Source organism: Streptomyces muensis, assembly GCF_021474425.1.
GTDB lineage: Bacteria > Actinomycetota > Actinomycetes > Streptomycetales > Streptomycetaceae > Streptomyces > Streptomyces muensis.
This window is the reverse complement of record NZ_JAKEIP010000071.1, coordinates 12,182-35,180: the sequence shown is the minus strand read 5'-3', so window position 1 is coordinate 35,180 and position 22,999 is coordinate 12,182. Positions and strand designations below refer to the sequence as shown.

The following is a 22,999-nucleotide window of genomic DNA, read 5'->3' as shown; positions in this document are numbered from 1 at the left end:
GTACTGCTCCACGCGGACCGGCGCACCGTCACCGCCGCCATCGAGATCGAGGGCCCCCCGGGGCTTGGGGGCCGGGCCGGCGACGGCCGGGCCCCCCCCGCCCGCGGCCCCGGCGCGGACATGATCGGCCGCACCGCGGGAATCCTCGTCGAGCTGTACGCCCGCGTGGAACCCAGCGGCTGGCGCATCGGGGACCGCCCGGGCCGCGACACCAGGCGCGCCCGCTCCTGGCTGGGCGAGGACCTCGACGCGCTGGAGGAGTTCACCCAGGGCTACGAGGGGCTGCTTAAGGTTCAGGCGGTCGGTCCCTGGACCTTGGCGGCCGCACTGGAGCTGAAGAACGGCGAGGTCGCCCTCTCCGACCCCGGCGCCTGCCGCGACCTCACCGCGTCCCTCGCCGAGGGCCTGCGCCTGCACCTGGAGGAGGTCCACCGCCGAGTCCCCGGCGCCCAGCTCGTCCTCCAGCTCGACGAACCCTCCCTCGTCGCCGTACTCCGCGGACAGGTCAAGTCGGCCAGCGGCTACCGCACCCACCGCGCCGTGGACCGCCAGCTCGTCGAGGCCGCCCTGCGCGACGTCGTCGGGGTTCACGGCGACGGCCCCGTCGTGGTCCACTCGTGCGCACCGGACGTCCCGTTCGCCCTGCTGCGCCGGGCGGGCGCGGCGGCGATCTCCTTCGACTTCTCCCTCCTCACCGAGCGTGACGACGACGCGATCGGCGAGGCGGTGGAGGCGGGGACCCGGCTCTTCGCCGGTGTCGTCCCGGGCACGGACGGCCGATTGTCAGACCCTGCCGGTAGCGTCATGGGTGTCAGGACGCTGTGGCGCAGGTTGGGGCTGGCACCGGGGCTTCTCGCGGAGGCGGTCACCATCACGCCGTCGTGCGGGCTCGCGGGGGCCTCCCCGGAGTACGCGCGCACGGCACTCGCCCACTGCGTCCGGGCGGCGAGATCCCTCGCGGACAACCCAGAGTAACGGGAGGACGATACGGTGGCCGGCGACAAGCAGGCGGAGACGACGGCGGTGCCCGCCGAGGCCCGCGACGAGCACGCGCAGCTGGCGGAGCAGGTCGAGGAGCACCGCTTCCGGTACTACGTGAAGGACGCGCCCGTCATCAGCGACGCGGACTTCGACAAGCTGCTCAAGACGCTGGAGGCGCTGGAGGAGAAGCACCCGGAGCTGCGTACCCCGGACTCGCCGACCCAGAAGGTCGCGGGGTCCTACGAGACGGAGTTCACGGCGGTCGAGCACCGCCAGCGGATGCTGTCGCTCGACAACACCTTCAACGACGACGAACTCGCCGCCTGGTTCGACCGCATCGCCCGGGAGCTCGGCGAGCAGGAGTACCACTTCCTGTGCGAGCTGAAGGTGGACGGCCTCGCCGTCAACCTGACGTACGAGAACGGCCGCCTCACCCGCGCGGCCACCCGGGGCGACGGCCGCACCGGCGAGGACATCACCCCGAACGTCCGCACCATCGCGGAGATCCCGGACCGTCTCCAGGGCGAGAAGGTCCCCGACCTGGTGGAGATCCGCGGCGAGGTCTACTTCCCGATGGAGAAGTTCCTGGAGCTCAACGAGCGCCTGGTCGCGGCGGGCGACAAGCCCTTCGCCAACCCCCGTAACGCCGCCGCCGGTTCGCTGCGCCAGAAGGACCCGCGCGTCACCGCCACCCGCCCGCTGCACATGGTCGTCCACGGCATCGGCGCGCTGGAGGGCTTCAAGGGCATGACCCGCCTGTCCCAGGCCTACGACCTCCTCAAGACCTGGGGCCTGCCCACCTCGCGGCACAACCGGGTGGTCGACGACCTCGGCGGCGTACGGGAGTTCATCGCCCACTACGGCGAGAACCGCCACTCCGTGGAGCACGAGATCGACGGAGTCGTCGTCAAGCTCGACGAGATTCGCCTCCAGGGCCGCCTCGGCTCCACCGCACGCGCCCCGCGCTGGGCCATCGCCTACAAGTACGCGCCGGAAGAGGTCAACACCAGGCTCGTCGACATCAAGGTCGGTGTCGGCCGCACCGGCAGAGTCACGCCGTACGCCCAGGTCGAGCCGGTCACGGTGGCCGGCAGCGAGGTCGAGTTCGCGACCCTGCACAACCAGGAGGTCGTCAAGGCCAAGGGCGTGCTGATCGGCGACACCGTGGTCATCCGCAAGGCCGGGGACGTCATCCCGGAGATCCTCGGCCCGGTGGTCGACCTGCGCGACGGCAGTGAGCGGGAGTTCGTGATGCCGGGCGAGTGCCCCGAGTGCGGCACGGCGCTTCGGCCCATGAAGGAGGGCGACATCGACCTCCGCTGTCCCAACGCCCGTACCTGCCCGGCCCAGTTGAGGGAGCGGGTCTCCTATCTCGCGGGCCGCGAGTGCCTGGACATCGAGCACTTCGGTGACGTGGCCGCCGCCGCGCTCACCCGCCCGCTGGAGCCGGCCGATCCGCCGCTGGTCGACGAGGGCGACCTGTTCGACCTGACGGTGGAGAAGCTGCTGCCCATCAAGGCCTATGTCCTCGACCAGGACAGCGGTCTGCCCAAGCGGGACCCCAAGACCGGCGAGGAGAAGGTCGTCACGGTCTTCGCCAACCAGAAGGGCGAGCCCAAGAAGAACACCCTCGCCCTGCTCGAGCACATCGAGGCGGCCAAGCAGCGCCCGCTCGCCCGGTTCCTCAACGGGCTGTCCATCCGGCATGTCGGTCCGGTGGCGGCGCAGGCCCTCGCCCGCGAGTTCCGCTCGGTGGACCGTATCGAACAGGCCACGGAGGAGGAGCTGGCGGCGACCGACGGTGTCGGGCCCATCATCGCCGCCGCGCTCAAGGAGTGGTTCGCCGAGGACTGGCACCGAGAGATCGTCCGTAAGTGGAAGGCCGCCGGGGTCCCGCTGGAGGAGCAGTCGACCGGCGAGGACGAGGGACCGCGTCCGCTGGAAGGGCTTACCGTCGTCGTCACCGGCACGCTGGAGCAGTTCACCCGCGACGGCGCCAAGGAGGCGTTGCAGAGTCGCGGAGCGAAAGTGACCGGTTCCGTTTCGAAGAAGACATCTTTCGTGGTGGTGGGTGACAGTCCAGGGTCCAAGTACGACAAGGCCATGCAGCTCAAGGTGCCTGTTCTGAACGAGGACGGCTTCACCGTCCTGCTGGAACAGGGGCCCGACGCGGCGGCCGAAGTTGCTCTGCCCACGGAGGAGTAGCGGTTGAAGGTGCCCCGATCGGCGCATACCAGATGCATACGGGTGCCTGGGGCGCATTCGGGCAACCGTTGACGACCGCTGCCCGTGGAAGCCTTCTGCGGCCTACTGTTGAGGTGTGCGCCTGCCGTGCCCAGCTGCGGTTGGGGCATCTCCTTGCTCTTCACGAGCCTTGAAGGGCGGGGGAAGGGTTTTCCAACGCGGTGCCGTTGAAAGTTGTTGTCGGGCATCGGGCCGCGTGGCGTGGGCACCGCCGGCTGTGAGAGGGACGGGAATGGAACCGACCGAGAGCGCCGCCCCCGACTCACGGCTGCGCCGAATGGCCGGCGCGTGGCGGGGGTGGGCGGCGCGAGGCGCGGAGCGTTCGCGCATGGAAAGTCAGGCGGCGAGCGGCGCCGCACAGCGGACCGCGGCGGACGCTCAGGCCGCCGTGCGGCTCGACGCCGAGCGCACCGCCGGGCTGCCCGACTCCGACCACGAACGGCACCTGTCCTGGCCCGCGCTGCCCGCGGCGGTCGTCGCGGCGGCCGGGTTCGTCCTGGGCGCCGGGTTCTACCGGGCGTTCACCGGCGACCACGCCCTCTTCCCGTCCGGCACCGTCGGCTGGTCCCTGGCCGTGCTGACCGGCATCATCGTCGGCCACCTCGTCGCCCTCGGCCGCGCCCGCTGGTGGGGCGGCACCGGTTCCGGCGCCGCCCTCACCCTCGCCGTGCTGATGCTGTACGGCTGGGTGCCCGCCGGCATGGTCAGCCTCACCGTGGTCGTGCTGGTCGGCATCGCCCGCCGGGGCCGCTGGCGGCAGGGCGTGCTGCACGGCGCGGTGGACATCCTCGGCATCGCCGCCGGCGCCCTGGTGCTGGCCGCCTTCGGCCGGGTGCCGACCGTCGAGACCCCCTGGGACCCGGACACCTGGACGCTCTACACCGCCCCCGGCGTGGTCCTCGTCGCCGCCGCCTATCTGGCGGTCACCCGGGTCCTGCTCTGGTATCTGAACGCCCCGCGCGGCGGCCTGCCCACCGTCGCCCGCACCGCCCTGGTCCGACAGGGCCTGGTCGCGGTCGCCCTGCTCGGCATCGCGCCGCTGGTGTGCGTGGTCGCCCTCGCCAAGCCGCTGCTGCTGCCGCTGTTCGCCATCCCGCTCATCGCCCTCGACTCCACCCTGTGGATCGCCCGGGCGCGAGCGGAGGAGCAGTTGCGCGACCCGCTGACCGGACTGCCCAACCGCCAGTGGCTGCTGGAGCGGATCTGGACCGCGCTCGACGACGCCGAGCGCATCGGTGCCCGGTCCGCCCTCATGCTGATCGACCTCGACCGTTTCCGATCGGTCAACGACACGCTCGGTCATCTCGCCGGAGACCGGTTGCTGTTGCAGATAGCCGACCGGCTGCGCCTCGCCCTGCCGCGCGGAGCGGAGGCCGCGCGGCTCGGCGGCGACGAGTTCGCCGTCTTACTGCCGGTCGCCGACTCCACGACCTCCGCGACCCGGGTGGCGCGCGGTCTGGTCGCCGCCCTCAGCTCCCCGCTCGACCTCGACGGCCTCACCCTGGTCCTGGAGGCCAGTGCGGGCGTCGCCGTCTTCCCCGACCACGCCCTCGACGCCGAGGGGATGCTGCGACGCGCGGACGTGGCGATGTACCAGGCGAAGCGGGACCGTACGGGCGTGGAGGTCTACGAGTCGAAGCGGGACTCCAACACCCCGGACCGGCTGGGTCTGCTGGGGGATCTGCGCCGGGCCCTGGACGCGCACGAGGTCGAGCTGCACTACCAGCCGAAGGTCCGCTTCGACGGTCAGGTCGCCGGCCTCGAGGCCCTGGTGCGCTGGGTGCATCCGGAGCGCGGGAAGGTGCCGCCGGACGAGTTCATAGCAATCGCCGAGTCGTCGGGGCTGATGCCGCAGCTGACGGAGTACGTGCTGGAGACGGCGCTCGGACAGGTGGCCCGCTGGCGTGCCCAGGGGCTGTTCGTGCCGGTCGCGGTCAACGTCTCCCCGCGCGACGTCCACACCCCCGGGTTCGCCGGCTCCGTCGCCGCGCGGCTCGCCCGGCACGGAGTCCCGGCGGGAGCGCTCCAACTGGAGATAACGGAACACGTCCTGCTGGAGGACCCGCAGCGCGCGGCCGACACGCTCGCCGGACTGACCGGCCACGGCGTGAAGATGTCCCTGGACGACTTCGGCACCGGGTACTCCTCGCTCGTGCACCTCAGACGCCTGCCGGTGAGCGAGCTGAAGATCGACCGCTCGTTCGTGGCGCGGCTCGCGGTGGACAACGAGGACGCGGAGATCGTGCGCTGCACCGTGGACCTGGCGCACTCCCTGGGCCTGCTCGTCGTCGCCGAGGGCGTCGAGGACGACGAGACCTGGGAACGCCTGCGGGACCTGCGCTGCGACGCCGTACAGGGCTGGCTGGTCGCGGCCGCGATGCCGCCGGAGGAGACGACGGCGTGGCTGCTGGCCCGCGGCTCGAGGGGTTGGCAGCGGCCACGCGCCGCACTGCCCGCCGCCGAGTGACCGCCGTAGGCGGCCGACGCCCCGCGCCCCGCCGCGCCCTCGCTACACCCCCGCCGTGAAGTGCCGCGTCAGCAGCTGCAGTCGCTGCTGATGCGCCCCCTCGGGCAGCCGGCCGCTGCGCATCAGGGTCACCAGGCCGTGCAGGGCGGCCCAGTACGTCTCCGTGAGCGCACCCGGGTCGTCGCCCTCGGCGGCGATCGGCTCGACCGCCGCCAGCAGTTCGCCGAAGGCCTCCTGGAGCTCGGCCGGGGCCTCGGGCGTGGCGAACGGCAGGTCCACCCGATGGGTGAACATCGCGTCGTACAGGGCCGGCCGGCGGTGTGCGAACGCCGCGTACGCCTCGCCCACCGCCGCCAGCGCCCCGCGCCTGTCCTTCGCCGCCGTACGGGCCGTACGCAACTCGGCGGCCATCTCGGCGCAGCCCTGCACCGCGACCGCCGCCATGATCGCGGTTTTGCCCTTGAAGTGGCTGTAGAGGACGGGCTGGCTGTACTCGATCTCGGCCGCCAGCCTGCGCGTGGTGACCGCCTCCCAGCCCTCGGCCTCCGCCAGCTCCCGGGCGGCCGTGACGATCAGCCGCTCGCGTTCCGCTCGTTCGCGCTCCCGGCGCGTCTGGATCGACATACCCGGAATTCTAGCAGCGCTAGCCATCCTGTCGACGCTCTGCTAGCTTCGCTCCTGTCTCTAGCGCTGCTAGCGAGGAGTGAAGACATGACCGTGACCGCCTACACCCTGGCCGTCGTGCTCGATCTGTTCTGTGTGTTCCTCGGGTACCGGTTCCTGTTCCAGCCCGGCCCGGCCGCCGCCGGCTACGGCGTCCCGGCCCGGCCGGACGGCGACGCCGGCGCCTACCTCACGATCAAGGGCCTGCGCGACGGCACCTTCGGACTGCTGGGCCTCGCGCTGCTGTTCTTCGTCGGAGCGCGCGCCGAGGCCTGGTTCATGCTGGCCGTGGCGATCGTGCCGCTCTTCGACACACTGATAGTGCTGCGGAACGGCGGTACGAAAGCCGTCGCCTTCGGCATTCACTTCGCCACGGCGGTCGTCGTACTCATCAGCGCCGTCCTGCTCTTCCTCGTCTGAGACGGGACCGAGTCCGCGAACGGGGCCGGGGAAACCGTTTCACGGGCATCGGTCCCCGCCCCATAGGATTGGCCCCAAACCACAAACTCTCACCCCAGAGGATCGCTGCATGCCTGGCATCACGCGCGAGGAGGTCGCCCACCTCGCCCGGCTGGCGCGTCTGGAGCTGAAGCCCGAAGAGCTCGAGCACTTCGCGGGACAGCTGGACGACATCATCGGCGCGGTCGCACGCGTCAGTGAGGTCGCCGACCAAGACGTACCGCCGACCTCGCACCCGCTCCCGCTGACGAACGTCATGCGCAAGGACGAGGTCCGTCCCTCGCTCACCCCCGAGCAGGCGCTCTCCGGCGCCCCGGCCCAGGAGCAGCAGCGTTTCAAGGTGCCGCAGATCCTGGGGGAGGACTAAGAAGCCATGACGGACATCATCAAGCTCACGGCCGCCGAGACCGCCGCGAAGATCGCCTCCGGCGAGCTCACCGCGGTCGAGGTCACCGAGGCCCACCTGGCCCGTATCGAGGCCGTCGACGAGAAGGTGCACGCCTTCCTGTACGTCGACCGCGAGGGCGCCCTCGCGCAGGCACGCGCCGTCGACGAGAAGAGGGCGAAGGGCGAGAAGCTCGGGCCGCTCGCCGGTGTTCCCCTCGCGCTGAAGGACATCTTCACCACCGAGGGCATCCCGACGACCGTCGGTTCGAAGATCCTGGAAGGGTGGATCCCGCCGTACGACGCCACCCTCACCAAGCGTCTCAAGGCCGCTGACGTCGTCATCCTCGGCAAGACCAACATGGACGAGTTCGCCATGGGGTCCTCCACCGAGAACAGCGCGTACGGCCCGACCGGCAACCCCTGGGACCTCACCAAGATCCCCGGCGGCTCCGGCGGCGGCTCCTCCGCCGCGCTCGCCTCCTTCCAGGCGCCCCTCGCCATCGGCACCGACACCGGCGGCTCCATCCGCCAGCCGGCCGCCGTCACCGGCACGGTCGGTGTGAAGCCGACGTACGGCGCCGTCTCGCGCTACGGCATGGTCGCCTTCTCCAGTTCGCTGGACCAGGGCGGGCCCTGCGCCCGTACGGTGCTCGACGCGGCGCTGCTGCACGAGGTCATCGCCGGGCACGACCCGATGGACTCGACGTCGATCGACGTGCCCGTCCCGCCGGTCGTCGAGGCCGCCCGCAACGGCAGCGTCGAGGGCATGCGCGTCGGCGTCGTCAAGCAGTTCCGCGGCGAGGGCTACCAGGCCGGCGTCATCCAGCGCTTCGACGAGTCCGTCGCCCTCCTCAAGGAGCTGGGCGCGGAAATCGTCGAGCTGGACTGCCCGTCCTTCGACCTCGCGCTCTCCGCGTACTACCTGATCGCGCCCTCCGAGTGCTCCTCCAACCTCGCCCGCTTCGACGGCCTGCGCTACGGCCTGCGGACCGGCGACGACGGCACGCACTCCGCCGAGGCGGTCACCTCACTCACCCGTGAGGCGGGCTTCGGCCCCGAGGTCAAGCGCCGCATCATGCTCGGCACGTACGCCCTGTCGAGCGGGTACTACGACGCGTACTACGGCTCCGCGCAGAAGGTCCGTACGCTCATCACTCGCGACTTCGAGAAGGCCTTCGAGCAGGTCGACGTCATCGTCTCGCCGACCACGCCGACCACCGCCTTCGCGATCGGCGAGCGCGCCGACGACCCGATGGCGATGTACCTCGCCGACCTGTGCACCATCCCGACGAACCTCGCGGGCAACGCGGCCATGTCGCTGCCCTGCGGTCTCGCACCGGAGGACAACCTCCCGGTCGGCCTGCAGATCATCGCCCCGGCGCTGAAGGACGACCGGCTGTACAAGGTCGGGGCGGCCGTCGAGGCGGCCTTCGTGGAAAAGTGGGGTCACCCGCTGATCGAGGAGGCTCCGTCGCTGTGAGCAAGGCAATGTCCAAGGCCAAGGGCTTCAAGAAGTCCAAGTCCGGCCTGTACCTGTCCATGGCCACCACCGCGTTCGGTGCGGTCAACGTCGTCAAGCAGGCCAAGAAGGCCCGCGTGGAGAGCGACACGCTGCGTCTGATCGACGCCGGGGTGTCCGCCGCCGCCATCGTCACCGGCCTCGCCATCCTCTACCGCGAGCTGAAGCGGCTGGGCGACGACGACGTCCTGCTGGGCTGAGAGGGAAGTTTCACCGTGACCACCACGACCGACCTGGTGTCGTACGAGGACGCACTCGCGTCGTACGACCCCGTCATGGGCCTTGAGGTCCATGTCGAACTCGGCACCAAGACCAAGATGTTCTGCGGGTGTTCGACCGAACTCGGTCAGGACGCCAACACGCAGACCTGCCCCGTCTGCCTCGGCCTGCCCGGCGCGCTCCCGGTCGTCAACGCGACCGGCGTCGAGTCCGCGATCAAGATCGGTCTCGCGCTGAACTGCGAGATCGCCGAGTGGTGCCGCTTCGCCCGGAAGAACTACTTCTATCCGGACATGCCGAAGAACTTCCAGACCTCCCAGTACGACGAGCCGATCGCCTTCAACGGCTACCTCGACGTCCAGCTGGAGGACGGCGAGACCTTCCGTGTGGAGATCGAGCGCGCCCACATGGAGGAGGACACCGGCAAGTCGACCCACGTGGGCGGCGCGACGGGCCGTATCCACGGCGCCTCGCACTCGCTGCTGGACTACAACCGCGCCGGCATCCCGCTCATCGAGATCGTCACCAAGCCGATCGAGGGCGCGGGCGAGCGTGCCCCCGAGGTGGCGAAGGCGTACGTCCGTGAGCTGCGCGAGCTCATCCGGGCGCTCGGCGTCTCCGAGGCCCGGATGGAGATGGGCCAGATGCGCTGCGACGTGAACCTGTCGCTGCGGCCCAACGGCACCGAGAAGTTCGGCACGCGCAGCGAGACCAAGAACGTCAACTCGCTGCGGTCCGTGGAGCGCGCGGCCCGCTTCGAGATCCAGCGTCACGCGGCCGTGCTGAGCGGCGGCGGGACGATCATCCAGGAGACCCGGCACTTCCACGAGGACACCGGGTCGACGACCTCGGGCCGCGTCAAGGAAGAGGCCGAGGACTACCGGTACTTCCCCGAGCCGGACCTGGTGCCGGTGGCCCCCTCGCGCGAGTGGGTCGAGGAGATCCGGGCGGCCCTGCCCGAGCTGCCGCTGGCCCGGCGTACCCGGCTCCTCGCGGAGTGGGGCATCTCGGCCACCGACATGCAGGCGATCCTCAACGCCGGTGCGCTGGACCCGATCGTCGCCACGATCGACGCCGGTGCCGACGCCGCGTCCGCCCGCAAGTGGTGGATGGGCGAACTGGCCCGCAGCGCCAACGAGTCGGGCAAGTCGCTGGACGAGCTGGCCATCACGCCGGAGCAGGTCGCCCGGGTCACCGAGCTGGTCTCGAAGGGCGACCTCAACGACAAGCTGGCGCGCCAGGTCATCGAGGGCGTCCTCGCGGGCGAAGGCACCCCGGACGAGGTCGTCGACAAGCGTGGTCTGAAGGTCGTCTCCGACGAGGGTGCCCTCGGTGCCGCCGTCGACGAGGCCATCGCCGGCAACCCGGGCATCGCCGACAAGATCCGCTCCGGCAAGGTCGCCGCGGCCGGTGCCCTGGTCGGCGCGGTCATGAAGGCGACGCGCGGTCAGGCGGACGCGGCCCGCGTCAAGGAGCTGATCCTGGAGAAGCTGGGCGTCAGCGAGGGCTGACACCCGCGGTTCGTGAATCCCCGAGGGGGACGCGTCAACGGCGACGCGTCCCCCTCGGTGTGTTCTCCTCGGCGCGTTCTCAGATACGCCGTCCGACGAGCCGTACGAAGCCCAGCGCGCGGCCCTCGTCGTGGCGCACCATCTCGCCGACCCGGCGGGCCATCGTGCGATGGAACTCCTCCGGGCTCTCCTCGGCGATCACGTCGCACCACAGCAGCCAGTCCCGCCAGCCGTCCGGCTGCCAGTCGGCCGCCTCGACCTCGACGGCGCCGCTGCGGGTCCAGTGGCGTCGCCACCAGTCGGCGGAGTGGAAGCACCAGAAGTCGGGCTCCCACCAGGGCCTGAGGTGCTCCGGCGGCTCGGCGCCCGCCGGCTCCTCCCGGAGCGCCGGTACGACGACCCCGATCCGCCCGCCCGGCTTCAACAGCCGGGTCAGCGTGGGCAGATAGAGATCGTTGGTGCCGAAGTACTGGTACGCGTCGACGCTCACGATCGCGTCGAAGCCGGCCTCGGCGAACGGCAGGTCGTGCGCCTCGGCGTGCACGGGCAGCACCCGGTCGGCGAAGCCGGCCTCGGCGATGCGCCTGGCGTTGTCGTCGGGCTTGATCCACAGGTCGGCGGCGGTGACCTGGGCGTCGAACTCCCTGGCCAGGAAGACGGAGGTCATGGCCCGGCCACAGCCCAGGTCGAGGACGCGGGCGCACGGGCGCAGGGCGTCCAGGCCGAGGGCGGGGGCCAGCCACTCCAGCAGCCACAGGGCGTTCGGGCCCATCTGGTTCTCGATGACCCAGCGGACGTCGTAGCTGTTGCTGCGCGGGTAGCGGGCGTGGGTCAGCCGCTTGGTGAGTTCCTCATTCGAGGTCCTCGGGGTGATGTCCGGCATCGGTGGGACGGCTCCTTGAGTCCGGGGAAGCGGAAAGGGATACGTCGGAGCTCGGCCGGACGCTCAAACAATGCACCTGCCCAGGTCGGCGGCGGTGTGCCGCGGAAACGGCGGACCTTCGGACGCTAGCAGCCCGCCCTTCGGACCGGCATCCGATTTCCCGGCGCGACGCGCTACGCTCGCCCGCCATGAGTGGACGCGGTGATTCCGAGATATCCGAGACGGGGGAGGAGCGGTCCGAGACGCCGAGGGACGACCACGCCGAGGATGTGGCGGACGCCCAGGCCCCGGACGACGTAGAAGATCCGGCTGACGACGCAGAGGGTCCGGCGGACGACCAAGAATTCCCGGCGGACGACGAAGAAGAAGACCTCGACGACCCGGCACAGGTGGCGCGGCGGGCCCGTTGGACTGCGGCCGTGACCGGGGCGCTCCTCGCCTTCGCCGGGCTGGCCGCCGCCACGCTCCGGGCCACCGGCTCCGCTCCCGCTCTCGTCCCGGCCGCCTACGCGCTCGGCGCCGCCGTCTGCGCGCTCGCCGCGTTCCTCGGCTCGCGCGGGCGCACCCGGCGGGCGCTGTGGCTGCTTGTCACCGGGGTGATGGTGATGGCACTGGGGGACCAGTTCGACTGAGAAGTTCCCGGTGCGGGTGCGCAATTCTGTGAGAGGCGCCACGTGCGACGACAGAGTGGCCGTCACTGTCCTGTGATCTGCCTCCCACTCGTGTGAATAAACCCACGAACGGGGCAAACGATCACTGGCGCCTGCGAGAGTTTGCTTCACATCGCTCATGCGTTCTTTGCGGGCTGTTCACTTCATGAACGACGTTTCGGCGTCTCCCGGTCAAAGATCCACATATCGCCCCCGGGAGCACGTTCGTGGCAGCCCTTGCACGCTGGTGTGTCCGACGACGCCTCGTCGCCGTACTGCTCTGGCTCCTCGCCTTCGGCGGGGTGACCGCGGCCGCCGCCGTGACCGGCTCCGCCTACTCGAACGACTACGAGGTCCCCGGCACCGAATCGGGCCGCGCCACCCAGCTGCTGCGGGACGGCTTCCCGGGACTCGGCGGCGACAGCGACACCGTCGTCTGGCACACCGCGTCCGGCACCGTCCGCGCCGCCGACGTCGAACAGACCATGACGCGCACCCTGGACGAGATCGCCGAACTGCCCGGGGTCGCGGCCGTCGGCAGCCCCTACGACAAGCAGGGCGCCGCCCAGATCAGCGAGAACGGGCACACGGCGTACGCCACCGTCACCTTCGACGCCGGGGCCGAGAACCTCGACAAGGGCGAGGCACAGGCCGTCGTGAGCGCGGCCAAGTCCGCCGAGGCCGACGGGCTCCAGGTGGAGCTGGGCGGGAGCGCCGTCGGGCTCACCGAGTCGCCCGAGGGGCACATCGCCGAGGTCGTCGGCGTGGCCGTGGCCGCCGTCGTGCTCTTCCTCGCCTTCGGCTCGCTCGCCGCCTCCCTGCTGCCCATCGCCACCGCGCTGGTGAGCGTCGGCACCGCGTACGCCGGCATCGCCCTGCTCGGGCACGCCATGACCGTCGCCGACTTCGCGCCCATGCTCGGGATGCTCATCGGGCTCGGCGTCGGCATCGACTACGCGCTGTTCATCGTCACCCGGCACCGGCGCGGCCTGAAACGCGGCCTGCCCGTCACCGAGTCGATCACCAACGCCGTGGCCACCACCGGACGCGCTGTCGTCTTCGCGGGTGCGACCGTGTGCATAGCCCTGCTCGGGATGCTGATCCTCCAGCTCAGCTTCCTCAACGGCGTCGCCATCGCCGCCTCGCTGACCGTGGTCCTCACCGTCGCCGCCTCCGTGACCCTGCTGCCCGCCCTGCTGTCGTTCATCGGCATGCGCGCCCTGAGCCGCCGCGAGCGGCGCCGGCTGACCGAGCACGGCCCCGAACCCGAGGTGCCCACCGGGTTCGCCGCCCGCTGGTCGGCGTTCGTGGAGCGCCACCCCAAGGCGCTCGGCGCCATCGCCCTGGCCGTCATCACCGTCCTCGCGCTGCCCACCCTCGGCCTGCGTCTGGGCACCTCCGACCAGGGCAACAACCCGGAGTCCGCCACCACCCGCCAGGCCTACGACCTGCTCGCCGACGGCTTCGGGCCCGGCGTGAACGGCCCGCTCACCCTGGTCACCGAGGTCGACGGCGGCGACGACAAGCTGGCCCTGGACAACCTCGACGCCACCCTGCGCACCACCGAGGGCGTCGCGTCGGTGACCCCGGTGACCTACAACACCGGCGGCGACACCGCGTACCTCACCGTCGTACCGGAGTCCGCCCCGCAGTCACGGCAGACCAGCGACCTCGTCGACCGGCTGCGCGACGACGTCCTGCCCCGCGCCGAGACCGGCACCTCGCTCGATGTGCAGGTCGGCGGCATGACGGCCGGCTACGACGACTTCGCCGAGGTGATCGTCGGCAAGCTGCCGCTGTTCGTCGGCGTCGTCATCGGCCTCGGCTGTGTGCTGCTCCTGCTCGCCTTCCGGTCCGTCGGCATCCCGCTGAAGGCCGCCGCGATGAACGTGGCCGCCGTGGCCGCCGCCTTCGGTGTCGTCGTGGCGATCTTCCAGTGGGGCTGGGGCAGCGAGCTGCTGGGCCTGGGCAGGGCCGGCCCGATCGAACCGTTCCTCCCGGTGATCATGGTCTCGGTGTTGTTCGGCCTCTCCATGGACTACCAGGTCTTCCTGGTCAGCCGGATGTACGAGGAGTGGCTGGAGACCGGCGACAACCGGCGGGCGGTCCGGATCGGCCTCGCCGAGACCGGCCGGGTGATCAACTCCGCCGCGGTCATCATGATCTCGGTCTTCCTCGCCTTCGTCCTCAGCGGCGACCGTGTGATCGCCATGTTCGGCATCGCCCTCGCCGCCGCCGTCGCCCTCGACGCCTTCGTCCTGCGCACCCTCCTCGTCCCCGCTCTGATGCACCTGCTCGGCGGCGCCAACTGGTGGCTGCCCCGCTGGCTCGACCGGCGCCTGCCCCGCATCAGCATCGAACCGCCCGAGTCCCGCGCCGCCCATGAGAGGCTCACCGACGTCGTGTCGGAACTGGAGAAGGAGCAACGGGGCGATGTACGCGATACCGCTGGGTGACGACGGAGCCGAGCTCAGGCCCCTGGAGCCGTGGCACGCCGAGGAGTTCCTGGCGCATCTGGAGCGGGGCCGGGAGTTCATCGGGCAGTACATCCCGTTCGGCTCGAACGTGACCGACCCGGCGTCGGCGCGCGAGACCCTCCAGCGGTACGCCGACCTGCGCGCCGCGGACACGGCGTCGTACCACGGCATCTGGCTGGACGGAAAACTCGTGGGCGGTGTCCTCACCCTGAACTTCGACGCCGCGACCGGCAACTGCGAGGTCGGGTGCTGGCTGGAGCCCGCCGCGACCGGGCGCGGGCTCATCACCCGGGCGATGCGGGTGCTGATCGACTGGGCCGTCGAGGAGCGCGGCATCCACCGCGTCGAATGGGTCGCGGCCTCCGGAAACACGCCCAGCCTGAACGTCGCCCGGCGGCTCGGCATGACCCGGGACGGCGTACGCCGCGAGGCCCACCCCTATGGTGGGGTGCGGCACGACCTGGAGGTGTGGTCGATCCTCGCCCCTCAGTGGCGCGAAGCACGCGCGCGTGCCGCACGCAACGATCATTAAGACACCTCTCAGAGAGCGTCCGTACGGTGCGAGACATGGGAACGAAGACAGTGGACGAGACCGCGACCGAGACCAAGACCAAGGCCGACGACGAGAACGTGGACGTCACCGAGGCGACCGAGGCCGAGACCGAGGCCCAGGCCGTCGACGGGGACGAGCACGAGGAGGTGGCCGCCGAGGCGACGGAAGCGGCGCCCTCCGGCGTCGGCCAGGGCGCGGGCGCGGTCGTCTCCGCGGCGCTCGGCCTCGTCTCCCTGAGCGGCGGCTGGCTCGGTACGGTCGCCTCCGCGCGGCAGTCCCTCGTCGCCCAGCTGGAGTCCTCGACGTCGTCGTCCCAGAACGTCTCCAAGCTGCTGGAGACCGGCTACGGAGACGCCTGGAACGCCACCGCCCTGTGGGCCGGCGCCTTCGCGCTCGCCGCGCTGCTCGTCGGTGTCGTCGTCCTCGCCCGGCCCGCGTTCGGCGCGCCCGGCAAGCCGCAGCCCGCGTGGATCAAGTCGGTCGCCTGGGGCGGCGTCTCCCTGGGCGTCATCGGCCTGCTGCTGGCCGTACTCAAGTACACCGACGTCCTGCTCGGCCTGCCCTCAGTGGGCTGAACCACCGCGGGGCACCCTTGAGGGGCCTCGGAGCGCCGCCCTAAGCACCTCGGACGGCGCCCTGAGGCCCCTCACGCGCGTCTAAGGCCCCTCCCGCCCGCGCGAAGATGCGGAACTCTCCCGATGCGGCGGACCCCCCTGGCGGACGAAGGTTGAGGCACCGGCGAATCGACGCCGGCACCACCTTCTCACCAGGGAAAACGAGGGACCCGCCATGCACGGCTACGAACTCCACCACCTGCGCTCCGCCGACCTGATCCGCCGGGCCGAGCACGAACGCCTCGCCCGGGAGGCGCTGCGCCTGCGCCGCGCCGCCCGCCGCGAGACCGCGGAACGCTCCGCCGAGGGTGCGGCGACGGAGGAACATACGTCCCGCTCCCGTGGACACCGGCATCCACGCACCGCGTGATGGCGGATGCCGGCCGGTCCCTTCCAGGGCCGATACGGGGGTCTGGGGGCGGCAGCCCCCAGAAAACCGATGCCGGACCGTCAGTGCCGCATGCGATGCTCGCCCCCGTGGAGACCAAGTCCGTCAGCCCCGTGTTCGTCGGCCGCGCAACCGAGTTGGAGACGCTGCACGACGCCCTCGCCCAAGCCGCCGCCGGCAATCCCCAGGCGCTGGTGATCGGCGGCGAGGCCGGCGTCGGCAAGACGCGCCTCGTCGAGGAGTTCGCCACCGCTGCCGCCCGCGAGGGCGCCGTCGTCGTGGTCGGCGGCTGCGTCGAGATCGGCGCCGACGGGCTGCCGTTCGCGCCGTTCTCCACCGCGCTGCGCGCCCTGCGCCGCGAGCTGCCCGACGAGCTGGCCGCCGCTGCCGCCGGTCAGGAGGAGGAACTGGCCCGGCTGTTGCCCGAGTTGGCCGAGACGGCACCGGCCCGCGGGGCGAACCGTTCCGACGAGGAGGGCATGGCCCGCCTCTTCGAGCTCACCGCCCGCCTCCTGGAGCGCGTCGCCGCCGGCCGCACGGTCGTCGTCGCCCTGGAGGACCTGCACTGGGCCGACGCCTCCACCCGCCACCTCCTCGCCTATCTCTTCCGCACCCTGCGCACCGGCCGCCTCGTCGTCCTGGCCACCTACCGCTCCGACGACATCCACCGCTGGCACCCCCTGCGCCCGCTGCTCGCCGAACTCGACCGTCTGCGCACGGTCCGCCGCGTCGAACTCGGCCGCTTCAACCGCGCCGAGGTCGGCCGCCAGCTCGGCGGCATCCTGGCCACCGAACCCGACCCGGCCCAGGTCGACGAGATCTTCGAACGCTCCGACGGCAACGCCTTCTTCGTCGAGGAACTCGCCTGCGCCGCCCACGAGGGCTGCCGCCCCGGCCTCACCGACACCCTGCGCGATCTGCTCCTGGTACGGGTGGAGGGGCTGCCCGAGGCCGCCCAGCGGGTCGCCCGGATCGTCGCCGAGGGCGGATCCACCGTCGAGTACCGGCTGCTCGCGGCCGTCGCCCGGCTCGCCGAGGACGACCTCATCGAGGCGCTGCGGGCCGCCGTGGGCGCCAACATCCTCGCCGCTGCGCCCGGCGGCGACGGCTACCGCTTCCGCCACTCCCTGGTCCGCGAGGCCGTCGGCGACGACCTGCTGCCCGGCGAACGCTCCCGCCTCAACCGCCGCTACGCCGAAGCCCTGGAGGCCGATCCGACGCTCGTCCCGACCGACGTACGCGTCATGCGGCTGGCCAGCTACTGGTACCACGCCCACGACCCGGCCAAGGCCCTGCCCGCCGTCCTGGACGCCTCCGTCACCGCCCGCCGCCGGCACGCCCACTCCGAGCAACTACGGCTGCTGGAACGCGCGATGGAGCTGTGGGACTCCGCCCCCGAGGAGACCCGCGCCACCCTGCGTCCCGTCGACTACACCGAGGTCTATCCGCCCTGCGGCTGCGACCCCGCCACCACACCCCTGCGCTACCTCGACCTGATGGCCGAGGCCGCCGTCGCCGGACGGCTCTGCGGAGAGCGCGAACGCGCCCTGAAGATCACCAAGCGCGCCCTGCACCTGCTGGAGGACGAGGGCGACCCCCTGCGCGCCGCCTGGTTCTGGGTCCAGCGCTCCCGGCTGGTCCAGGCACAGGCCCGCGGCGACGGCTGGAGGGAGCTGGGCACCGCGCAGGAACTGGTGCGCGGCCTGCCGCCGTCCGAGGTGCACGCCGAGGTGCTGGCCACCGCGGCCAACTGGTCGATGCTCCGCGACCCCGGCCCCGACGCCATGTCCGCCGCCGAACGGGCCGTCGAGTACGCCCGCATGGTCGGCGCCGAGGACATCGAACTGAACGCCCGCCTCACCCTCGGCGGCCTCATGGTCGAAGCCGGCGACACCGAGGCCGGACTGGCCCAGATGCACGAGGTCAGGGACGAGGTACTGGCCCGCGGCCTCACCGCCGTGGTGGGCCGCAGCCATGTGAACCTGCCGTCCGTCCTCGAAGGCGTCGGCCGCTCCGAGGACGCCGTCGGCATCCTGCGCGAGGGCCTGCGGCTCACCCAGCAGTGGGGCCTGCGCGACTCCGAGGCCTGGATCTGGGCGAACCTCGCCGAGTCACTGATCTCCCTGGGCCGCTGGGACGAGGCCGCCGACGCCGCGGTGAACGCCCAGCGCACGGGGCAGGCCGTGAAGCCGCGCGGCGGCGGCTCCAACAGCCTCGCCCGCATCGCGCTCGCCCGCGGCGACATCGCCGAGGCCGGCCGTCATCTTGCCGCCGCCCGCGCCTCCTACGGCACCCACGACCCCATGCCGCAGAACAACCTGCCGATGTCCTACCTCGCCGTCGGCATATCCGCCGCCGAGGGCCGTCTCCTCGACGCCCGCGCGGAGACCGACCGGGCCATGAGCGCCGGCTTCCCGCCCGGCACCCAGCGCTACGCCTGGCCCCTGCTGCTGGCCGCCGCCATCGCCGAGTCCGACGCCCGCGCCCACGCGCTGCCCGCCGCACAGGAGGGCCGCGCCGCCTTCCTGGACCGGCTCTTCGAGACCGTCCGCAAGCTCACCACGGGCGCTCCCCTGTGGCTGGCCTACGAGAAGTGGACCCGAGCCGAACTCGACCGGGCCGCGAGCCGAGCCCCCGAGCCCGACACCTGGTCGGACCTGGTCACAGCATTCGAAGCCCTGGAGCGCCCCTACGACCTCGCTCACGTCCGCCACCGCCTGGCCGAGGCGCTGCTCGCGATCGGCGGGGACGACGAACGCGCCCGCGCCACGGAACTGCTCCGCCTGACCCGGGCCGCCGCCACCCATCTGGGCGCCCGTCCCCTCGTCGACGCCACGACCCACCTGGCCCAGCGAGCCCGTCTCACCCTCACGGCGGCACCGCCCCCGCCCCGGACCGACCCGGCCGACTCCCTCGGCCTCACCACCCGGGAACGCGATGTCCTCCGCCTGGTCTCCGCAGGCCGCACCAACCGCCAGATCGCCGAGGAACTCTTCATCTCCCCGAAGACGGCCAGCGTCCATGTGTCGAACATCCTGGGCAAGCTCGGCGTCTCCGGGAGGGGCGAGGCCGCGGCGCTGGCGCATCGGATGGGGCTGTTCGTGGCCGAATCTCTCAGCTCGGGGTCGTGAGCCGGAGGTTTACGCTGTAAGGGACGTCGGCCCTGGGAGGTTCCGTGTTCAACGCGTTCGAGGAACTCTTCGCGCCCGGCCGCAAGCACACCCGTGACGAACAGAACCGTCTGGAACTGACCCGCGTGGACGTCGGGGACAACGACCCCGTGCGCGGGCCGATAGACCTCGCGTCCGGGAAGGTCGTCGTACGGATGCCGGAGCGGTCGTCCAAGGCGGACGACACCGAGGCCGAGGACCGGACCGGGGACGAGAGCGGGGACGGGGCCGAGCAGGAGAGGAAGCCCGACGGGTCGGAGTGAGGCCGCTCAGCTCACCTGCACCTCCAGAATCCGGTCGTCCCCGTCCTTCGGGTCGCCCCGCCCGTCGGTGTTGCTCGTCGTCACCCACAGCTTGTCGCCGCCGGCCGGGACGACCGTCCGCAGCCGGCCGTACTCGCCTTCCAGGAAGGCCTGCGGATCCGCCGACGCCTCTGTGCCGTTCAGAGGAATCCGCCACAGGCGCTGGCCCTTCAGCCCCGCCATCCAGACGGAGCCCTCGGCGTAGGCGATGCCACTGGGGGAGGCGTCGTCCGTGCCCCACTGGGCCAGCGGGTTGTGGTACTTCGCGTCGTCGGACTTGCCCTCCGCCTCGGGCCAGCCGTAGTTGTCGCCCGGCTTGATCGCGTTCAGCTCGTCCCAGGTGTCCTGGCCGAACTCCCCGGCGAACAGGCGCTGTTCGGAGTCCCAGGCCAGGCCCTGGACGTTGCGATGGCCGTACGAGTACACGGGGGAGTCGGTGAAGGGGTTGCCCGGAGCCGGTTCGCCCTCCGGGGTCAGGCGGAGGATCTTGCCGCCCGGGGACTCCTTGTCCTGGGACAGGCCCGTGTCACCGCTTTCGCCCGTGCCCGCGTACAGCATCTTGTCCGGGCCGAACGCGATCCGGCCGCCGTTGTGGATGAAGCCCTTCGGAATGCCCTTGAAGACGGTGTCGGGTGCGCCCAGTTGCTCGCCGGCCGGACGCTGCTCGTCGTACAGCATGCGGACGATGCGGTTGTCCGAGGCCGAGGTGAAGTACGCGTAGACCATGTGGTCCGAGGCATAGTCCGGCGACAGGGCCAGGCCCATGAGACCGCCCTCGCCGGCCGGCGACACCCCCGGCACCTCGCCCAGCTCGGTCTTCTTGCCGGTCTCCGAGTCGATCCGCGTGATCGTGGCCTCGTCGCGGGAGGACACGAGCAGATCGCCGCCGGGGAGCGGGGCCAGGCCCCAAGGGGTCTCCAGCCCCTCGGCGACCGTACGCACCACCTTCACCGACCCCTGCGCCGGTGGCGTCTCTTCGGCGGCCCGCCCGGTGGGCGACGCCCCCTTGTCACTGCTCGACGCCGCGGCACTGCCGCCGCCCGGCGACCCCCCGTCGTCGGAGGAACATCCGGCCGTCAGCACCAGCACGGCCGCGGCCATTACGGCCGTCACAACTCGACGTTGCACGATCACGGTCCCTTCGACGCGGCAGCCCCGGCGCGGGGTTCTACTTGTCATACACCGCAAGAGCCTCGCAGGTTCCGGGTTGGGGATCACGAGTGTCTTTTCTGCTGGGGGTCCGGGGTTATCCCCCGGGAGATGCCTTCACCGCTCGAGCCTCACAGGTTCCCGATCCATGAATCCTGAATCACTCCGGCCGGCGACCGCGCGACGTCAGTCCCAGGACCCCAGCGCCCCCGGCAGCTCCGCCACCTCCGCCAGGTCCTGCGTCGTCAGCCGCAGGCCTCCGGCTGCCGCGTTCTCGGTGACCCAGCGTTCCTGTTTCGTGCCGGGAAGCGCGATCACATGGCGGCCCTGGGACAGCACCCAGGCCAGCGCGACCTGGGCCGGTGTGGCCCCGTCGCCGTGGCGGGCCGCGATGCGGCGCAGGCCGGCCACTATGGGCTGGTTGGCCGCCATCATCTCCGCGGTGAAGCGGGGGTGCCGGGCGCGGACGTCGTCCGGTTCGAAGCCCTGGCCGGGAGTGAGCGTGCCGGTCAGGAAGCCGTTGCCCAGGGGCATCGCCGCGAGGAAACCCACACCGCGTGCCTCGCACCACGGCAGGAGGGCCTCCAGGGCGTCGGGCGACCACACCGACAGCTCGGCCTGTACGGCGCTCACCGGGAAGACCTGCTGCACGCGCTGGAGTTGGCGGATCGTCGCGTCGTGAAGGCGGGTCCCGGAGCGCCGGCCGCCGCGCGCGCCCATGGCGCACAGCCCCAACGCCCGTACCTTTCCGGCCTGGACGAGCTCCGCCATCGCGCCCCACGTCTCCTCGACGGGGACCTCGGGGTCCGCGCGGTGCAGTTGGTAGAGGTCGATCACGTCCGTCTGCAGGCGGCGCAGAGAGGCGTCGCAGGCCCGCTTCACATAGCCGGGGCGGCCGTTGGCCACGATGTGCTGTTCGCCGACCAGCAGACCCACCTTGGTCGACACGAACGCGTCCTGGCGGCGCTCCTTCAACACCCGCCCCACCAAAAGCTCGTTGGTGAACGGCCCGTACATGTCGGCCGTGTCCAGCAGCGTCGAGCCCGGATCGAGCGCCCGGTGCACCGCCCTGACCGACTCCTCGCCCCGCTGCCGCGACGAGCTGTACGCCCAGCTCATCGGCATGCACCCGAGCCCGACGGCTCCCACCGCGAGTGCCGCCGCGCCGATCGTCCTGCGCTCCACCTGGCCGTAACCCTCCCTCTTCCGGCACCCCAACCTAACCTCTGCACACCTGTTCGCCTGACATAGCCTCCTGACATGACTGGTGATGTTTGGCTTCCCATCCCGCCGGAAGAGATCGAAGGCCTCCCGGAGGGTCCGGACTACCGCTTCTGGAACGGCGAGGAGGACTTTCCCGCCGACCCGGCCGACTGCGCCTTCTACGTCGTCCCGTACATGAAGCCGCCCGGGCTCGGGCAGCGTCCCCTGCCGGAGATGACCCACGTGGAGGTGGTCCAGACGCTCTCCGCCGGCATCGACCACGTCGAGCCGGGCCTGAAGCACCTGCGACCCGGCGTGCGGCTGTGCAACGCGCGCGGCGTGCACGAGGCGAGCACCGCCGAGCTCACGCTCACGCTGATCCTCGCCTCGCTGCGCGGCATCCCCGACTTCGTCAGGGCCCAGGACAAGGGGGAGTGGCTCGGCGGATTCCGGCCGGCGCTGGCGGACAAGAACGTCCTCATCGTGGGATACGGGTCGATCGGCGCCGCCATCGAGGACCGGCTCGTGCCCTTTGAACTCGCGCGGGTGGCGCGCGTCGCGCGCTCTGAGCGCACCACGGCGCGCGGCGAAGTGCATCCGCTCACCGAACTGCCCGCCCTGCTCCCGGAGGCGGACGTCGTCATCCTCTCCACGCCCCTGACGGAGACCACCCGCCACCTGGCCGACGCCGACTTCCTCGCCCGCATGAAGGACGGCGCGCTGCTGGTCAACGTGGCCCGCGGACCCGTCGTGGACACCAAGGCGCTGCTGGCCGAGCTGGAGGCCGGGCGCCTCACCGCCGCGCTGGACGTCACCGACCCCGAACCGCTGCCCCGTGACCACGCCCTGTGGCGTGCGCCGGGCGTGCTGATCAGCCCGCACGTGGGCGGGCCGACGTCGGCGTTCCTGCCCCGCGCCGAGCGGCTCTTGGTGGACCAGTTGACGAGGTTCGTGAACCGCGAGCCTCTGCGCAACGTGATCCTTACGACGGGTGCGACACACGCGTGACGCTCATCGGCTGAGCGTCGGGCGCGTGTCGCGCGCGCCGCGCGCAACAGTCCGGAAATCCGCTTCGAGTACCGTCCGCAACCTCCCGGAAGCGGTCCGTACTCGCATATGCGCTGGTCGTCACGGAGCGTAGAGGTGCTATGTCCCTGAGT

At 71.5% G+C, this 22,999-nt stretch carries 20 protein-coding genes; 16 read left to right on the top strand and 4 right to left on the bottom strand.

Translation table 11 applies throughout. The features are described 5' to 3' along the window. Positions 1-39 precede the first annotated feature (39 nt). From L0P92_RS18990 to L0P92_RS18980, 3 genes are all read left to right on the top strand, one after another. The gene (locus tag L0P92_RS18990) at positions 40-975 is read left to right on the top strand and encodes a methionine synthase (protein ID WP_234763935.1); all 936 of its coding nucleotides are present in this window, start codon (positions 40-42) and stop codon (positions 973-975) included. A 15-nt stretch (positions 976-990) separates the two neighbouring features. Beyond that, a complete protein-coding gene (gene ligA, locus L0P92_RS18985; protein ID WP_234763934.1) occupies positions 991-3,186 on the top strand; it encodes an NAD-dependent DNA ligase LigA in 2,196 nt (731 codons plus the stop codon). Positions 3,187-3,457: 271 nt separating this feature from the next. Beyond that, the gene (locus tag L0P92_RS18980) at positions 3,458-5,692 is read left to right on the top strand and encodes a putative bifunctional diguanylate cyclase/phosphodiesterase (protein ID WP_234763933.1); all 2,235 of its coding nucleotides are present in this window, start codon (positions 3,458-3,460) and stop codon (positions 5,690-5,692) included. Between the two features lie 42 nt (positions 5,693-5,734). Here the strand turns inward: L0P92_RS18980 and L0P92_RS18975 are convergent, their stop codons facing one another. Next, positions 5,735-6,316 carry a TetR/AcrR family transcriptional regulator gene (locus L0P92_RS18975; RefSeq protein ID WP_234763932.1) on the bottom strand — a complete coding sequence of 194 codons (582 nt, stop codon included), beginning with the start codon at positions 6,314-6,316 and terminating at the stop codon, positions 5,735-5,737. 87 nt (positions 6,317-6,403) lie between these two features. Between L0P92_RS18975 and L0P92_RS18970 the strand changes: the two genes are divergently transcribed. From L0P92_RS18970 to gatB, 5 genes are all read left to right on the top strand, one after another. Continuing rightward, the gene (locus L0P92_RS18970) at positions 6,404-6,775 is read left to right on the top strand and encodes a DUF4267 domain-containing protein (protein ID WP_234763931.1); all 372 of its coding nucleotides are present in this window, start codon (positions 6,404-6,406) and stop codon (positions 6,773-6,775) included. Between the two features lie 109 nt (positions 6,776-6,884). Beyond that, positions 6,885-7,181: an Asp-tRNA(Asn)/Glu-tRNA(Gln) amidotransferase subunit GatC gene (gatC, locus tag L0P92_RS18965; RefSeq protein ID WP_030851400.1), complete on the top strand. Its 297-nt coding sequence runs from the start codon at positions 6,885-6,887 to the stop codon at positions 7,179-7,181. A gap of 6 nt (positions 7,182-7,187) precedes the next feature. Further along, on the top strand, positions 7,188-8,681 hold the full coding sequence (gene gatA / locus L0P92_RS18960) for an Asp-tRNA(Asn)/Glu-tRNA(Gln) amidotransferase subunit GatA (RefSeq protein ID WP_234763930.1): 1,494 nt from the start codon (positions 7,188-7,190) through the stop codon (positions 8,679-8,681). Continuing rightward, complete coding sequence (locus tag L0P92_RS18955; protein WP_234763929.1) at positions 8,678-8,920, top strand: hypothetical protein; 243 nt, start codon at positions 8,678-8,680, stop codon at positions 8,918-8,920. Before gatA ends, L0P92_RS18955 begins: the two co-directional genes overlap by 4 nt. A gap of 15 nt (positions 8,921-8,935) precedes the next feature. Beyond that, complete coding sequence (gene gatB / locus L0P92_RS18950) at positions 8,936-10,450, top strand: Asp-tRNA(Asn)/Glu-tRNA(Gln) amidotransferase subunit GatB (RefSeq protein WP_234763928.1); 1,515 nt, start codon at positions 8,936-8,938, stop codon at positions 10,448-10,450. A gap of 79 nt (positions 10,451-10,529) precedes the next feature. Here gatB and L0P92_RS18945 read toward each other — a convergent pair whose 3' ends face one another. Further along, the gene (locus L0P92_RS18945) at positions 10,530-11,333 is read right to left on the bottom strand and encodes an SAM-dependent methyltransferase (RefSeq protein WP_234763927.1); all 804 of its coding nucleotides are present in this window, start codon (positions 11,331-11,333) and stop codon (positions 10,530-10,532) included. Between the two features lie 188 nt (positions 11,334-11,521). Here L0P92_RS18945 and L0P92_RS18940 point away from each other — a divergent pair, with 188 nt between their 5' ends. The 7 genes from L0P92_RS18940 to L0P92_RS18910 all read left to right on the top strand — a co-directional run bounded on the left by L0P92_RS18940 (position 11,522) and on the right by L0P92_RS18910 (position 19,448). After that, positions 11,522-11,965, top strand: a complete 444-nt coding sequence (locus tag L0P92_RS18940; protein ID WP_234763926.1) for a hypothetical protein — start codon at positions 11,522-11,524, stop codon at positions 11,963-11,965. A gap of 245 nt (positions 11,966-12,210) precedes the next feature. After that, on the top strand, positions 12,211-14,439 hold the full coding sequence (locus tag L0P92_RS18935; RefSeq protein ID WP_234763925.1) for an MMPL family transporter: 2,229 nt from the start codon (positions 12,211-12,213) through the stop codon (positions 14,437-14,439). Further along, on the top strand, positions 14,417-14,992 hold the full coding sequence (locus L0P92_RS18930) for a GNAT family N-acetyltransferase (RefSeq protein WP_234763924.1): 576 nt from the start codon (positions 14,417-14,419) through the stop codon (positions 14,990-14,992). The genes L0P92_RS18935 and L0P92_RS18930 overlap by 23 nt, the downstream gene beginning before the upstream one ends. Positions 14,993-15,027: 35 nt before the next feature. Beyond that, positions 15,028-15,588: a hypothetical protein gene (locus L0P92_RS18925; RefSeq protein ID WP_234763923.1), complete on the top strand. Its 561-nt coding sequence runs from the start codon at positions 15,028-15,030 to the stop codon at positions 15,586-15,588. A gap of 214 nt (positions 15,589-15,802) precedes the next feature. Beyond that, a complete protein-coding gene (locus tag L0P92_RS18920; protein WP_234763922.1) occupies positions 15,803-15,997 on the top strand; it encodes a hypothetical protein in 195 nt (64 codons plus the stop codon). 95 nt (positions 15,998-16,092) lie between these two features. Then, complete coding sequence (locus L0P92_RS18915) at positions 16,093-19,146, top strand: helix-turn-helix transcriptional regulator (RefSeq protein ID WP_308289736.1); 3,054 nt, start codon at positions 16,093-16,095, stop codon at positions 19,144-19,146. Positions 19,147-19,190: 44 nt separating this feature from the next. Then, positions 19,191-19,448: a DUF6191 domain-containing protein gene (locus L0P92_RS18910; RefSeq protein WP_234763920.1), complete on the top strand. Its 258-nt coding sequence runs from the start codon at positions 19,191-19,193 to the stop codon at positions 19,446-19,448. A gap of 6 nt (positions 19,449-19,454) precedes the next feature. Here the strand turns inward: L0P92_RS18910 and L0P92_RS18905 are convergent, their stop codons facing one another. Both L0P92_RS18905 and L0P92_RS18900 read right to left on the bottom strand, forming a co-directional pair. Beyond that, the gene (locus L0P92_RS18905; RefSeq protein WP_234763919.1) at positions 19,455-20,666 is read right to left on the bottom strand and encodes a PQQ-dependent sugar dehydrogenase; all 1,212 of its coding nucleotides are present in this window, start codon (positions 20,664-20,666) and stop codon (positions 19,455-19,457) included. 156 nt (positions 20,667-20,822) lie between these two features. Continuing rightward, entirely contained in the window at positions 20,823-21,821 is a 999-nt protein-coding gene (locus L0P92_RS18900; protein ID WP_234763918.1) for an aldo/keto reductase, read from the bottom strand. A 75-nt stretch (positions 21,822-21,896) separates the two neighbouring features. Between L0P92_RS18900 and L0P92_RS18895 the strand changes: the two genes are divergently transcribed. Continuing rightward, entirely contained in the window at positions 21,897-22,847 is a 951-nt protein-coding gene (locus L0P92_RS18895) for a 2-hydroxyacid dehydrogenase (RefSeq protein ID WP_234763917.1), read from the top strand. Positions 22,848-22,999: the final 152 nt, after the last annotated feature.

Coding starts and splice junctions, on each gene's coding strand:
- gatA (WP_234763930.1), top strand. CDS start 7,188: ATGACGGACATCATCAAGCTCACGGCCGCCGAGACCGCCGCGAAGATC.
- L0P92_RS18915 (WP_308289736.1), top strand. CDS start 16,093: ATGCTCGCCCCCGTGGAGACCAAGTCCGTCAGCCCCGTGTTCGTCGGC.
- L0P92_RS18930 (WP_234763924.1), top strand. CDS start 14,417: ATGTACGCGATACCGCTGGGTGACGACGGAGCCGAGCTCAGGCCCCTG.
- L0P92_RS18945 (WP_234763927.1), bottom strand. CDS start 11,333: ATGCCGGACATCACCCCGAGGACCTCGAATGAGGAACTCACCAAGCGG.
- L0P92_RS18920 (WP_234763922.1), top strand. CDS start 15,803: ATGCACGGCTACGAACTCCACCACCTGCGCTCCGCCGACCTGATCCGC.
- L0P92_RS18970 (WP_234763931.1), top strand. CDS start 6,404: ATGACCGTGACCGCCTACACCCTGGCCGTCGTGCTCGATCTGTTCTGT.
- L0P92_RS18895 (WP_234763917.1), top strand. CDS start 21,897: ATGACTGGTGATGTTTGGCTTCCCATCCCGCCGGAAGAGATCGAAGGC.
- L0P92_RS18925 (WP_234763923.1), top strand. CDS start 15,028: ATGGGAACGAAGACAGTGGACGAGACCGCGACCGAGACCAAGACCAAG.
- L0P92_RS18975 (WP_234763932.1), bottom strand. CDS start 6,316: ATGTCGATCCAGACGCGCCGGGAGCGCGAACGAGCGGAACGCGAGCGG.
- L0P92_RS18905 (WP_234763919.1), bottom strand. CDS start 20,666: ATGACAAGTAGAACCCCGCGCCGGGGCTGCCGCGTCGAAGGGACCGTG.
- L0P92_RS18940 (WP_234763926.1), top strand. CDS start 11,522: ATGAGTGGACGCGGTGATTCCGAGATATCCGAGACGGGGGAGGAGCGG.
- L0P92_RS18980 (WP_234763933.1), top strand. CDS start 3,458: ATGGAACCGACCGAGAGCGCCGCCCCCGACTCACGGCTGCGCCGAATG.
- gatC (WP_030851400.1), top strand. CDS start 6,885: ATGCCTGGCATCACGCGCGAGGAGGTCGCCCACCTCGCCCGGCTGGCG.